The 13,536-nt window shown below is 57.7% G+C and carries 10 protein-coding genes; 1 reads left to right on the top strand and 9 read right to left on the bottom strand.

The window, feature by feature from the left end:
• Positions 1-106 precede the first annotated feature (106 nt).
• The 5 genes from ldtD to cmoM form a co-directional block, all read right to left on the bottom strand.
• Entirely contained in the window at positions 107-1,918 is a 1,812-nt protein-coding gene (ldtD, locus tag NR201_RS05185) for a L,D-transpeptidase (protein WP_256849440.1), read from the bottom strand.
• Positions 1,919-2,065: 147 nt separating this feature from the next.
• Complete coding sequence (gene mukB, locus NR201_RS05180) at positions 2,066-6,553, bottom strand: chromosome partition protein MukB (RefSeq protein ID WP_132498817.1); 4,488 nt, start codon at positions 6,551-6,553, stop codon at positions 2,066-2,068.
• Entirely contained in the window at positions 6,550-7,275 is a 726-nt protein-coding gene (mukE, locus tag NR201_RS05175; protein WP_010669765.1) for a chromosome partition protein MukE, read from the bottom strand. Before mukE ends, mukB begins: the two co-directional genes overlap by 4 nt.
• A complete protein-coding gene (gene mukF, locus NR201_RS05170; protein ID WP_022625941.1) occupies positions 7,256-8,578 on the bottom strand; it encodes a chromosome partition protein MukF in 1,323 nt (440 codons plus the stop codon). The genes mukE and mukF overlap by 20 nt, the downstream gene beginning before the upstream one ends.
• A complete protein-coding gene (cmoM, locus tag NR201_RS05165; RefSeq protein ID WP_031594104.1) occupies positions 8,575-9,360 on the bottom strand; it encodes a tRNA uridine 5-oxyacetic acid(34) methyltransferase CmoM in 786 nt (261 codons plus the stop codon). Before cmoM ends, mukF begins: the two co-directional genes overlap by 4 nt.
• Before the next feature lie 125 nt (positions 9,361-9,485).
• Between cmoM and elyC the strand changes: the two genes are divergently transcribed.
• A complete protein-coding gene (gene elyC, locus NR201_RS05160) occupies positions 9,486-10,271 on the top strand; it encodes an envelope biogenesis factor ElyC (RefSeq protein WP_163639665.1) in 786 nt (261 codons plus the stop codon).
• On the opposite strand, the gene NR201_RS05155 is transcribed toward elyC, so the two are convergent.
• From NR201_RS05155 to NR201_RS05140, 4 genes are all read right to left on the bottom strand, one after another.
• Positions 10,251-11,144: a fructosamine kinase family protein gene (locus NR201_RS05155; RefSeq protein ID WP_256849439.1), complete on the bottom strand. Its 894-nt coding sequence runs from the start codon at positions 11,142-11,144 to the stop codon at positions 10,251-10,253. The two genes, elyC and NR201_RS05155, sit on opposite strands and share 21 nt — an antisense overlap.
• 111 nt (positions 11,145-11,255) lie before the next feature.
• A complete protein-coding gene (gene kdsB, locus NR201_RS05150; RefSeq protein ID WP_010254955.1) occupies positions 11,256-12,005 on the bottom strand; it encodes a 3-deoxy-manno-octulosonate cytidylyltransferase in 750 nt (249 codons plus the stop codon).
• Positions 12,002-12,184 (bottom strand): Trm112 family protein, encoded by a 183-nt coding sequence (locus tag NR201_RS05145; RefSeq protein WP_003849374.1) that lies wholly within the window; start codon positions 12,182-12,184, stop codon positions 12,002-12,004. The genes kdsB and NR201_RS05145 overlap by 4 nt, the downstream gene beginning before the upstream one ends.
• A gap of 105 nt (positions 12,185-12,289) precedes the next feature.
• Positions 12,290-13,504: a winged helix-turn-helix domain-containing protein gene (locus tag NR201_RS05140; RefSeq protein ID WP_256849438.1), complete on the bottom strand. Its 1,215-nt coding sequence runs from the start codon at positions 13,502-13,504 to the stop codon at positions 12,290-12,292.
• Positions 13,505-13,536: the final 32 nt, after the last annotated feature.

The following is a 13,536-nucleotide window of genomic DNA, read 5'->3' as shown; positions in this document are numbered from 1 at the left end:
CGTCAACCCATCTGCAACCTGTTTGCGTGGCGATCCCTGCAGGAATCGCCATTTGATAACATTTTTCTGAATAACCGGCCCGCCGCTAACGATTTAAAATCAATCACTAGAGCAGCAATTGCTCAGCCCGACTCAAAGCCTGGCTGCCCGAACGCGCGGTGTCATCATAATTGTAAATATCTGTGCGGAACTGTGGTTTGCCATCATCAGCGACCCACGCCGTCAGATAATAGAGATTGACCGGAATACGATGCCGAATGGGCACGTAGCGGGTGTCACCCTCTTTTAACGTACTGGAGATGCGGGCATCGTTCCAGCCCGCGTCCTGCAGTAATAAGCCCGCCAGTTCGGACGCTTTATTTACCCGGACGCAGCCTGAGCTGAGCGCGCGGATATCCCGCTGGAACAGGTTGTGGTTCGGCGTGTCGTGCAGATAGATCGCATCTGAGCTGGGCATATTAAATTTATAGCGGCCCAGCGCATTCGCCACACCCGGTGCCTGAATCAACCGATAGGGGAACGATGAAGCGGTGACCATGCGCCAGTCGATCATGCTGGGGTCGATCACTTCAGCGTCAGCGCTCCAGCCCGACAGCAGGGTATAGCCATGCTTATAGAGATAGGTCGGATCCTGCTTCACTTTCGGAATGATATCTTTACGCACCAGCGTGGTTGGCACATTCCATGGCGGGTTCAGCACCACATTATTGAGCGCGCTGCGCATCAACGGCGTTTTGCGATCGGGACGCCCGACAATGACCCGTGATGAGAGGATCTTGTTACCGTTGTTATAATAAATCAGCGAGTAGTTGGCGATGTTCACCATAATGCCGTTGTGCATATCGTCCGGCAGCAGGCGCAGTCGCTGAATGTTCAGCGCCAGCAACGAAGCACGCATCTGCGGAGAGACGTTAAGCCACTGCCGCGTTCTGGCACCGATAGCACCGTCGCCATCCAGTCCCTGCCACTGCTGGAAACGCTTCACACCCGCCACCAGCGTCTCGTCATAGACATTGGCGGTGTTCCCTTCCAGCGTCTGACTCTGAACGTTACCCGGCGATTGCAGTGAAGGCGCAGAGAGATCGCCGACTGGCGCGGCAGAAGGGCTGACCGCAACCGGCTGGTCGCTGTCGGTCACTGGTGAGGCGGCCACCGGCACCGCATCGTCATCCGGTGCAGGTGCATTAACCTGCGCCGTTAACATGCCGCTGCGCTGCAGAATTTCACGCAGCGCCGGCACATCGTCACTGACCTGTCCCGGACGCAGCGTTTCACTGCTCTTCAGCTGCGGCCAGGGCTGCTTATCACCTAGCAGGGTTTTCAGCGCGGCGTGCATCGGCTGATACTGCGGGTGCTGCGGCTGCAGTGACGCAATAAACGTGTTGCCCGATCCTGCATTGACCGCGTTCTGCCACTGATTCACGACCGCCACCGACGGCTGTGTCAGCCGGTAGGGAACATTGCTGTAAAGCCAGGTTTCACCCTGCGTCGGCACATTCGAAACAAATTGCAGATAGCCCAGCATCGCATCGGACAGCGCGACATCCCGGGCAAAGCCGGTGATCGCCGGGTTTGTCAGACGCTCAATCCAGCGCGTGAACTGTGGCTGAACACCGGAAAGTGCCACTTCAGCCAGCTGCTGCTGAAATTTTTGTATCGCCTGAGGATCCTGCCAGAGTGGTTGCATATGGCGGGATGCATAGAGCGTCGCCAGCGGTGCCAGATAAAACGGCTGATCGGCGCTGGAAAACGCCTGCCGGATGCGTTGCTGACTTTCGGAAACGGAGATAGCCGCCTGCATTGTCCCGGGCAAAGCGGCGATAACAGCGGCCTGCGGTAGCGTAAATGGAACAACGGTTAGCGCCAGCGCTAACAATGATAGAACGCGATGATGATTTAATTTTTTTACCAGCAACATCCCTGCCCCCTTGTTTTTCAACTTCGCAGTGTTCCCTGTATCCACTGCGACCGCGCCGTGACTCATCATGTGAGTATACAAACAAAAACGGCATTTGCCTCATGCGACAAATGCCGTAACCAGATTAACGAATGGTTCAGTTTTTGACTACGTTTCCGCCTGCGAATTTTCAGCGGTTAAATCGGGCAGCGCATCTGCGTCGCTTCCCGCCCGCACCGGCGAAGGATCGGCAGCAAAACCACGCAGACCGACCACATGCACATGCTCGGTGTTATTAAACACCTTACGCACCAGTTTGTAGGTCGTGCCTTTTTCCGGACTGATATTCTCCGGTGCTGCAATCACCAGCTGCATCTCCAGTCGCTCACAGAGTTCAAACAGCGTGGCGATGGAGCGGGCATCCAGACGGGCCGCTTCATCAAGGAACAGCAGTCGGCATGGCGAAATATCTTTGCCGCGCAGACGACGGGACTCCTCTTCCCAGCTCTGCACTACCATCACCAGAATGGACATCCCGGTACCGATCGCTTCACCGGTTGAGAGCGCCCCGCTCTCTGCGCGCAGCCAGCCATCGGAACCACGGTTAACTTCCACTTCCATCTCCAGATAGTTGCGGTAGTCCAGCAGCTCCTCACCGATGGTCTGCGGCGTACGCTGCCCCATATCAATGTGCGGATTAAGACGCTGGTAGAGCTTCGCCAGCGCCTCCGAGAAGGTCAGCCGATTGCTGTTAAAGAGATCCTGATGCTGCTCGTGCTCTTCCGACAGCGTATCCAGCAGCATGGCGTGGGTTTCACGCACGTTCACGTTGAGCCGCACGCTGCGTACCTGACCAAAGCTGACGGTCTGCAGGCCCTGGTTGAGCTGGCGGATACGGTTCTGTTCACGCTGGATCGTTTTACGGATGATGTTGGCCGCACTGCGCGAACTGATTGCCAGCATCTGCTCACGCGCCGTCAGCTCTTCCGTCAGACGGTTCAGCTCGATTTCCATCTGCTCAATCGCTTCGACCGGATCGTCAGTCCGAATAATATCCTGACGAATACGCTCGCGCAGATGCTGATAAACCGCAATAAAGAACTGAATTTTACGTTCCGGACGTTTTGGATCTTCCGAGAGTCGCAGCACGTCGCGCAGATGTTCGTTGTCCGCTACCGCCAGACGCAGCGCACCCAGCGCTTTATCCGACATAGAGCGCAGCTCATCGCCGCTCAGGTAGGCCAGTTCACGGCGATGCAGACGACGCTCAACGCCATTCTCTTTCACCAGACGCAGTACGGTACACCAGCCCGCTTTGGCGCTGACCACCTGCTCACGCACCTGATGATACTGACGCTCCAGCTGACGCAGTCGCTTCTGCAGGTTATCCATCTCCGCTTCGCAGAAGGTAAGCTGTTTCTCCAGCTGATTGCGGCGGGCGCGGTTATGACTTAGCGCCGTGTAGAGTTCGTCACGGCGAACACGCGCGCGTTCTTCGGCGCTGCTGTCAGCCTGGACGCCAATGTCCTGCATCTCCTGCTGCAGCTCTTTCAGCATGTCGCGCTTGGCATCATAGGCGCTTTTCAGCGAGGCCAGCACCTGGGAGTATTGCGTCAGCTGCGCCTGATGTTCACGCAGGCGATCACGACTGCGGCTGCGTTCGCCCTCAGCCTGCTCCAGACGCTGACGCAGCTTATCGCTGAGGTCGTTGTTACCGTTGAGCATGCTGGCCGAGTCGTCGTAGCTGAAGTGGGCGCGACGCTGCACCACTTCTGTCAGGGCAAAGGCCTGCTGACGGGCGTTGCGCTGCTGCTGCTGCGCCTGCTGATAATCCGCCTGTAACTGCTCATGCTGTTCAGGATCGCTCTGCAGCACGGCGATGATCGGTTCCAGTTTCGCCAGCTTAGCGCCATGCTGATGCAGGAAGCGCGCCGCTTCCTGTGCCGCATCGACCTGCTCGCGGATCTCTTCGCAGCGATCGCCCAGCGTCTCATCCAGCAGCAGATTGACGCGTGGCAGCAGCCGGTTTAACTGTGATACGCCCTCTTTGGCCAGCTCATACTGCTGACGCTGCTGCTGATTGTTGCTCTCATGCTGATTCAGCGCCCGCTCCAGCTCACCCCGGCGCGCGCCGAGCTGACGGATCTGCGCTTCCGGATCGGCGTCAAAGGCGACGGCCAGATGACTGCCGATAAAGCGGCTGAATGACTGATGCAGACGCTGCGTTTTCTGCACGTCGAACGACAGCGTGGCGTAGCGTTCGGCCAGCTTATCGCGCTCAAGGTGCAGCAGCTCCAGCTGATTCTCACGCGCCGCGCGGCCAAACAGCGGGATTTTCGGGAAGCGGGAGTAGCGCCACTGACGCTCTGCCACCTTCACCACCACCGCATTCTGCAGTTCATCGACGCTGAAGACGCTGTCATCGAACGACTGCGGATCACCCTCGATCAGGTAGAGATCTTCCGGACACTCTTCCAGACCATCCAGCAACTCACGAACGCGCGAGAGATCCGGCACCACAATCGCATGACGCGACGGACCGTAGAGCGCCGAGAAGTACGGCGCATCATCCAGCGTCACATCATCGTAAATCTCTGACAGCAATACGCCGCCAAAACGTTCTGCCAGCTGGGTCAGGCGCGCATCTTCCGCACCGCCTGGCTGGCTAAGACGTTCAATCTGCCGCTCGATATCACGTTTTTGAGCGGCCACTTCGTCGCGCTCGACGGTGGTTTCACGCTCACGCTCCAGCAGCTGCTGCATATATTCGGTCACGTCCTGGCTGCTGTTCAGCGCCTGGCCGGTCTGCTCGCTAAGCTGAGTCAGGATCTCCTGCGCCGCCAGCCAGTGTGGCGCACGGGCGGTCAGGCTGGTGATGCGTTCGCGCAGCTGCTCCAGCTCCTGGCGCATCATCATGCGCTGCTCACCGGCGTCGGAGACGCTGCTATTCAGCTGTTCAATCTGTGCTTCAAGCTCCTGCTGCAGGCCTGCCAGCGCATCCGCTTCATAATGCTGCCCCTGACGCTTGCAGAATTCCGCCAGCAGGCGCTCCGCCTCATGCTGTTCGCGCAGACGCTGCTCCAGCTCATTGAGACGCAGACGCAGCGAAGAGAGCTGTTCGGCGTGATGACGCTGGTTGCTGGCATCACGCAGCAGTTCGCGGCCGGTTTGCCAGGCGTCCTGACGGGTCACGTCACCGGCAATGCTGGTCACCAGCGCCAGCGCCTGTTCAAACTGACTGTGCGCCGCTTCCGCCACGCTCAGCTTCTGCTCCAGGCGCAGCAACCGTTCTGTCGCCTCTTCCTCTTTGGCCTGGAAGCTTTCCTGCCATTCAGCCGCATTGTCAATGCTCAGATCGGGCAGCTGGCAGAGCGTGCGGGCGCGTTCCAGCGCCTGCAATGCCTGCTGATACTGGATGGCGCGGGTTTGCTGCACGTCGAGCGCCTGCTGGAAATCGGCCAGCTGGCTTTTCAGCTCATCCACTTCCAGCTCAGCCGCTTCGGCCCGCGCTTCATTCTCTTCCTGAATTTCACGCGCTTCGGCGACCACTTCGGTCTGCTCTTCCAGCCGCAGCGTCAGATCTTCGATATCCGCATCGTAGCGCTCAATCTTCTCCTGCTGACGCATCGCCGTCTGTACCAGGTTCAGGTGATCGCTGGCGGCCTGATAATCGACTTCAAGATCGTTTTCTGCACCACTGTGCTCGGCCAGTTCGCGCGCCATCTCAACATGACGATACTGCTCGGTGGCGAGCTGCTTGCGGCTGCTGAACAGCTCGCTGCGCAGCTGTAACGCGCTGTCGAGGTGTCCCCGACGCTCGTTGGCGTGGCGCATATAGTCAGCCGAAACGTAGCTGGTCGCCTCGGAGATCAGATGCTTGAAGAGATCGCGGTCAGACTGGGTAACGCGGATCGCCTCCAGCGTCATGCGGTTCTCGCGCAGCGCGGCTTCCATATCCTGGAACGCTTTGCGCACGCCACTGTTTTCAGGCAGCAGGTAATCACGCAGCGATCGGGTGATGGCGCTGGAGATACCGCCATACAGCGAGGCTTCAATCAGACGATAAAACTTGCTGCGATCGCTGGCAGAGCGCAGACGACGCGGCACCACACCAAGATCAAACAGCATGGCGTGATAATCGGTGACTGAGTTATAGGCGCGGAACTGTACCCCTTCCTGCGCCTCAACCCGCTCTTTGACTTCGTTCAGCGGTAATACGCGTGCCTGACGGCTGTTAAGCACTTCCGTCAGCATATCGGTTGGGTTGGTGTCGGTGGGCAGGCCATGGATACTGAATGGCTTGATATCGACCTTTTTATCACGTCCGGCGACCTGTTGCAGGCGGACACCGACCACGACACGCTGATGGCGTGAGTTCACCACATCGAGCATGGAGTAGCAGACGCCGGCCCGCAGTTTACCGTGCAGACCCTTGTCACGGGATCCTGATGTCGCGCCCGCTTCGGTGGTGTTACGGAAGTGCAGCAGCGTTAAGTCGGGGATCAGCGCGGTGACAAAGGCCGCCATCGTGGTGGACTTACCCGCACCGTTACCGCCTGACAGCGTGGTCACTAATTCATCGAGATCAAAGGTACGGGCAAAAAAGCCGTTCCAGTTGATCAGCGTAAGCGAACGAAACTTTCCGCGCTCAATCATGCCTGTTCTTCCTCTGCGTTCTCACTCGCGTCGCCTTCCTGCCCTTCACCGTCATCGGTGTCGACCGGTGCTGTCGCGTTTTCCAGTAGCATGGCCTCGCCATCACGAATCAGACGAAGCTGCGCTTCACGGGCGTCATCACCGCCGCGCACGTCGGCACCAAAGCGGAACACCGATTCCGTGATGCGGAACTTGCTGCTGTCGTTGCCGAAAAACCACACCATGCCAAGGCGACGCAGGCGGCTCAGAGAGGCGCGCACTTTCTCCTGCAGTTTGGTGCGATCCAGATCCGAACCGGTTGAACGCTGGTTGACCAGCTTCAGCAGGCGGTTCTCATCGGCCAGAGAGAGCAGTTCGTCGTACAGCTCCTGCTGGGTGAAGATACCTTCATTGGCCAGTCGTTCCGGGCTGAGATAGAGATAGCAGAGAATCTTCCCGACCATCATGTCCAGCTCAGAGAGCACGGAACGCGGAATCAGCGTGGTTGAACGCGGACGCAGATAGAAGAAGCCTTCCGGCGCACGGATTAACTCAACGTTATAGCGGCTGTAAAACTCTTCGAGAAACGACTGGTAGTCCATCAGAAAAGCGTGATTATCCAGCTCTTCGATACCGATATGGCGTCCGGCGCGTAACTGGCTGTCCAGCGCGGGAAAAATCGGGTTGGCCAGTGCCTGTGCCAGCTTAACCGGCATCACTTGTTCAATATTTGTCGATGACATGTGCCTGCACCTTGGCTCCGTAATCATTGATGGTTTGCCATTCCACAGGCAAACCGGCTAAATCAGCTTCCGCTACGCCAAGGCGTACCGCCTGATCCACCACAATACGCGCCAGATCGAAATGGCGGGCTCGGGGATACTGGGCCAGGTAGTCGCGCATCACTGACGCGAGGTTGAGCGGTTTTTGTTGCGATTTGTAGACCTGCAGCGCTTCTTCAATCATCGCTGCAAGCTGTTCGCGGATTTCGTTGATCTCTTCGTACTCCATCTCCGGCGGCAGTTCGCCCATCACTTCGTCGTTACGCAGCGTCAGCGCCTCATCACGCATGTCATACAGGCGGTCGGCGTTGGCATAGGTCAGCGCCCAGGGCGCGTCGAAGTAATTCTGCACCGATACCCGCAGGCGCTGCGCAAAGACGCGGTTTTTATCCATGTCGATGGCGGTACGAATAAATTTATGGACGTGGCGGTCATAGCCGATCCAGAGGTCAATCGCCTGCTGGCCCCAGCTGGTAATACGGTCGAGTTTGCTTTGCAGATCAAACACCAGCTTATCGACGAAGCCCAGATCGGGACTGTCCAGCGTGGCATCCTGAATGCGCAGCAGATTTTCCTGAAGTTTGTCGCCCGCGGCTTCAAGCGTATCCTGCAGTTCACGCAGCGTTCCTGAGGTTTCAGAAAGCAGCATTTCACAGCTGGAGATGGCCGCGCGCCAGTCTTTGTTCAGCAGTTCGGCGATATCATTTTTAACCGCCTGCTGCTGTTCATCCATCAGACGCTGGGTCATATCGATGCTGTCAAAGATCTCCGCGACGGAATATTTCAGCGGCGCGAAAACATTGCGGTGCCAGTGAAACTCATCACCGTTTTCCTGCGCGGCATCGGCTGCCCGCTTAAGCTCATTGGCCACAATCGACAGCTGCATCGACAGGCGCAGAGTCGAGAACTCACGCTGGCGGATGTAATAGTCGGTGATGCCGATCGCCAGCGGCGTCAGGCGATAGATGGCATTGCCTTCCGTGATTTCGCTGGTAAAACGGTTGAGCAGGCGCTGTCGCACCATGTCGTTGATGGCGTTGTTGGCACGAACCAACACGGTTTCATGGGTTTGTTCGAAAGCTTTACTGACGTGACGGAAAGCATCAATCAGATCGCCTTCGCTCATTTCGCCATCCATCCGCTCACCGTTGAGGGTGGCGATAGCCAGCAAAAAGGCCAGACGTTCCACTGGCAGCGCAAGGGAAAAGTCATTTTTGCGCGCCCAGGAGACCAGTTCAGGTACCGTCTGGGAAAATTCACTCATAATTCGTCCTTCTGCCCGGGTTTACGCGCGGTCACGTGGATGTAGCGCCCTAAGCTCAAAAAGGGTTCCTGACGGCAGTAACGCCGCTCCATCTCAATAATTTCGTCGTCGCTTTTTGGCTCGCCCTTCGGCGGCTTCATGTAGTCACTGAACACCCGGATCCCGGCACGCTGCTCAATCACAAAGCCACACGCCTCCAGCCAGCGATAGACCTGCTCGGGGTCGCGCGGATAGTCAGGCGACAGCGTTCGCTTTTTGCGTTTGGTCAGGTTGGTGCGCAGATAGCCGAAGTTACCCAGCGTTAAGGTGCGCAATGTCAGGCCGTGCAGATTGTAAAACATCAGCGACATGACGCCCCCCGGACGCAGCAGATCGAACAGCGCTTTCAGCACCTTCTCCGGTTCAGCGACCCACTCAAGCACAGCGTGGAACAATACCAGATCCACCGGCTTATCCAAATGTTCGCCCACCTGCTGAGCGCTAATTTGTCTGAATTGCATGTTGTGGCTCACACCCTGTGCCGCTGCATTTTCCGCGGCCCGGCGCAGCATCTCGCTGGAAAGGTCGCACAGCAGAACCTGATGGCCCTGCGCAGCAAGCCCGCTGGAGACCTGGCCGACACCGCCGCCAGCATCCAGCACCGACAGCGGGTGCGGTGACAGACCGGGCACTATCTTCTCCAGCTCATCCCAGAGGATGGCCTGGCGTATCTTCCCTTTAGTGGTGCCGTAAATATTTTGCGAAAATTTATCCGCGAGATCGTCAAAGTTACGATCCTGCATGGCATGCGCTCCGGTATGCTGCGGTGAGACTTGTGCTATTTTGTCACAGGCACCAGAAGAATGAACCTTTCATCCCCATCTTCCCTTCCGGGTGCTCTATTTTCGGACAACAGGACTCTTTTTTGATGTTATTTACCCTTAAAAAAGTTATCGGCGGGCTGCTTTTACCCCTGCCGTTTCTGCTTTTGCTGATGGCGCTTGGCATTTTACTGCTTTGGTTTACTGGCTGGCAGAAAAGCGGCAAAACCGTGATCTCCGTCAGCTGGCTGTTACTGCTGCTGCTGAGCCTGCAACCGCTGGCCGATCGTCTGCTTTTGCCGCTGGATAGCCGCTATCCGACCTGGAACGGATCAGAGAAGGTGGACTACATTGTGGTGCTGGGTGGAGGCTACACCTTTAACCCGGCGTGGGCACCCAGCTCGAACCTGCTGAATAACAGTCTGCCGCGCGTGGCAGAAGGCGTTCGTCAGTGGCAGCGGAATCCGCAGTCGACGCTGATTTTTACCGGCGCAGCGGGCGGCACCAATCCAAAGAGTAGCGCCTGGGTAGCGGCACAGGTGGCGGAAAGTCTGGGCGTTCCCCGCGAACATGTTCAGATTCTCGACCAGCCCCGCGACACCGCGGATGAAGCGCAGGCGGTCAAAACCGTGGTGGGCGATCGCCCGTTTCTGCTGGTCACATCCGCGAATCATATGCCGCGCGCAATACGCTTTTTCCACGCGATCGGGTTGAAGCCAATGGCCGCTCCCGCGAATCAGCTGGCGATTACGTCACCGCTGAATGGATGGGAGCGGGCGATACCCTCATCGATATGGCTGAGTCACAGCGAACGTGCGGTCTACGAAACGCTTGGCACACTATTGCAACGGCTGAAAGGCGAGGAGTCGGACTCAGCCGAGCCAGGGAAGTAATTGCGCGCGTGCATGGTCAAAACGCGGACGATTAAACGTGCCGGTCTGTACCAGATGCTCAATGCAGTCCCACAGTTGATAAACCCACCGACGCCAGACAAAACCCTCTGAAACCGGCGCCCGTTGCAGGTAATTGTGCAGCAGCGCCGTTTCTGCAGGCGAGGTATCCAGATGGATAAGATCGTATTCACGGGGTGCCCAGAGGATGGTGCCCGGCTGTGTCATCGCGATTAACTGGTCACTGCGGCTATCTTTCAGCATGCTCTGCAGCTGAACGTTGCCGTGAACCATCACGCAGGGATCGTCGAAGCCGCGAAACAGATGCGCCAGTCGTGCCCGGCAGCGAAACAGAATCTGGCGATCTTCCAGCGTAAAGGCTGGCGGACGCAGATAGCTCAGGGTCGCCCATAGCACCTCAACCCGTTGTGCATACCAGGCGGGCCAGCTGTTCTGCTGCGTGCTGTCCACTGTACCGACCAGGCCATGGCTGTCGAGCCGGTGCCAGGCCAGCACTCCCTCGACCACCTGTTCGCAAAACTGTTGCCAGCGCTGAGCATCCCGCGCAGGTGCTTCCGCCGTCACGCCATTCAGTCGCGCCAGCAGGAGCATTTCATGCACCGGCGGCTGCTGGCTCATCACCAGACCATAGACCGCTGGCACGGCGATCAGTCCGGCCTGGCCCAGCAGCGCCAGCTTTCTGGCTTCCATCGCCGCCCGGCCCTGATGACGAAAATATTTCGCCACCACCGGCATGGGGCGCCCGTCCCGATCGTATAACGCATAAATCCGGGTGGGTGGATGTTCACTGATCATTTCGAGGCGGCTGATGGTTTCACCCAGCGCCAGCGTGAGTTCCGATTTAAGCTGTTCCATGCGGCATCCTCCTCAGATGAGTATCACAATATCCTGAAGGAAGTGTTGGAGATAAGTTTAGCGGCGGATCAAGAACGTTGCGCTGAAACGGGGAGACAGGCTCCCCGCTTGTCAGGCCTGCATGGCATCACGAACGCGTTGCAAATCGTCTGGCGTATCCACACCCACACTGGGAATGGTTTTCGCGACGGCGACATGAATTTTTTCGCCGTACCATAAAACACGCAGTTGCTCGAGCAGCTCAATCTGTTCCAGAGGACAAGGCGCCCAGGCGACATAGCGGCGTATAAAACCAGCACGGTAAGCGTAGATGCCAATGTGGCGCAGCAGCGTATCACCGATCTGCTCGCGCGATGCGGCGTACCGTTCACGATCCCAGGGTATGGTCGCCCGTGAAAAATAGAGCGCGTAGCCATTCACATCCATGACGACTTTCACCGCATTCGGATTAAAAGCTTCTTCCACATCGGTGATCGGCACCGCCAGCGTCGCCATCCCGGCCGCCGACCCCGCCAGATTGGTCGCCACCTGACGCACAATCTCGGCCGGAATCATCGGCTCATCGCCCTGCACGTTTACGATGATTTCATCATCGGCAAACTGATATTTTTCGATCACTTCCGCCAGTCGCTCAGTGCCAGACTGGTGATCGGCGCGCGTCATGCAGACTTCGCCGCCTGCCGCTTCCACTGCCTGCGCCACGTCGGGATGATCGGTGGCAACAATGACCCGGCTGGCACCCGATTCACGGGCCCGCTCCATTACATGCACGACCATCGGTTTACCGTGGATATCGAGCAGCGGCTTGCCGGGTAAGCGGGTTGACGCATAACGCGCAGGAATGATAGCGGTGAAACTCATGGATGAATCTCTTCAACTGACAGCGTGCGGGCTTCGGTTTCCAGCAGCACCGGAATGCCGTCCCGGACCGGGAAGGCCAGGCCATCAGGTTTGCAGATCAGCTCCTGTTGAGCATTGTTGAAGTAGAGTTTGCCATTGCAAACCGGGCAGGCAACGATTTCGAGTAAACGATGATCCATATGTCCTCCATCAGGGACCGAATGCTTAAGGATTCAAGCATACCATAGCGCGGCGCGTGCGGGATGGGGTAAAACGCCATCCCGCAGCGGCTGCCGCAAAATTGATTAATCCAGCGTCCACAGGGCTGGCCACTGATCGTTAAGCGCGTCGGGTGCCTGCAGGATAGCGACACTTTCAGCACCCTGCCACGTCGCGAAGCGTTCGATAGCACGCCGGATATCCAGCAAAAATCGCGCCGTAACGCGGGTCTTCTCCTCCAGCCAGATATTTTTAATCTCCAGCTGTTTTGCCTGACGCAGCATGCGGGCATCCAGCCGCCCTTTTATCTGGCCGCGATGGAGGATGGGCAAAACAAAATAGCCAAATTTGCGTTTTTCCTCTGGGGTATAGCACTCAATACGGTAGTCAAAATTGAACAGCTCCCGCGCACGCTTGCGATCCCAGACCACCGGATCAAACGGCGACAGCAGCGCGCTGTGCGTCGCCTGCAGCGGCGTATCCAGCAACGGCACGTAGTCACGATGCAGCCACATCTCACCCAGTCCCTCTGTATTGACGGCGACCAGATCGCCCGCAGCCTGGGAGTCAGCGATAAAGTTGTTCACGGGTGCCCGCTTCAGGCGATAGTAATCCGCCAGCCAGGCCGCGCGGAAAACCCCTAAGCTGCGGGCGCTATTCATCAGCATCTGACGGGTCGCCTCCGCTTCACTGATGCCATGTATCGCATCCTGCCAGTCGGGCATTACGCGGCTGCGCAGATCGTAGACGCGCTGAAAATTACGGCGTTCGGTGACCATCAGCTCACCGGCGCTGAAGAGATTCTCCAGATGACGTTTGTGCGGTTTCCATGCCCACCAGCCTGACTTCGGGTTATCGGCATGGGTAAAATCGGCGGCGCGTACCGGGCCGTTGTCTCTGATCTGCTGCAGTAATTCGGCAATAGCCTGCTGGTGCTCAGCGACCCATTGCGCATTGTATTTCCAGCCCAGACGTTCCGGCGACAGCATGCGATGACGAAGAAGTCGGTAATCGGCACGGGGAATAAAGCAGGCTTCGTGCGCCCAGTACTCAAAGAGTTCGCCCTGTGCCAGAGCCTGTTCCAGCCATGCCTGAGGATAGTTCCCCAGGCGACTGAACAGCACCAGATACGGACTACGGGCCACCACATGAATGGTATCGATTTGCAGCAGCGACATGCGGGAAATGCCGTCAATCAGATCCTGATAAACAGCACGTTTTGCCGGAGTTCGCAGCAGGCCCTGCGCGGCGAGATGAAGGTGGCGTGCTTGCTGTAACGAAAGTGAATGCGTACTGTTCATCCTCTTCCTTATCAGGCTTCACCTGAACGGGG

It is taken from the genome of Pantoea sp. Fr-CA_6, assembly GCF_024520895.1.
GTDB lineage: Bacteria > Pseudomonadota > Gammaproteobacteria > Enterobacterales > Enterobacteriaceae > Pantoea > Pantoea agglomerans.
This window is presented reverse-complemented; position numbering and strand designations above follow the sequence as displayed.

What these genes read in the sequence shown, in the direction of transcription:
- mukE (WP_010669765.1), bottom strand. Translation starts at nt 7,275, where the DNA reads ATGTCATCGACAAATATTGAACAAGTGATGCCGGTTAAGCTGGCACAG.
- kdsB (WP_010254955.1), bottom strand. Translation starts at nt 12,005, where the DNA reads ATGAGTTTCACCGCTATCATTCCTGCGCGTTATGCGTCAACCCGCTTA.
- ldtD (WP_256849440.1), bottom strand. Translation starts at nt 1,918, where the DNA reads ATGTTGCTGGTAAAAAAATTAAATCATCATCGCGTTCTATCATTGTTA.
- cmoM (WP_031594104.1), bottom strand. Translation starts at nt 9,360, where the DNA reads ATGCAGGATCGTAACTTTGACGATCTCGCGGATAAATTTTCGCAAAAT.
- mukF (WP_022625941.1), bottom strand. Translation starts at nt 8,578, where the DNA reads ATGAGTGAATTTTCCCAGACGGTACCTGAACTGGTCTCCTGGGCGCGC.
- NR201_RS05140 (WP_256849438.1), bottom strand. Translation starts at nt 13,504, where the DNA reads ATGAACAGTACGCATTCACTTTCGTTACAGCAAGCACGCCACCTTCAT.
- mukB (WP_132498817.1), bottom strand. Translation starts at nt 6,553, where the DNA reads ATGATTGAGCGCGGAAAGTTTCGTTCGCTTACGCTGATCAACTGGAAC.
- NR201_RS05155 (WP_256849439.1), bottom strand. Translation starts at nt 11,144, where the DNA reads ATGGAACAGCTTAAATCGGAACTCACGCTGGCGCTGGGTGAAACCATC.
- elyC (WP_163639665.1), top strand. Translation starts at nt 9,486, where the DNA reads ATGTTATTTACCCTTAAAAAAGTTATCGGCGGGCTGCTTTTACCCCTG.
- NR201_RS05145 (WP_003849374.1), bottom strand. Translation starts at nt 12,184, where the DNA reads ATGGATCATCGTTTACTCGAAATCGTTGCCTGCCCGGTTTGCAATGGC.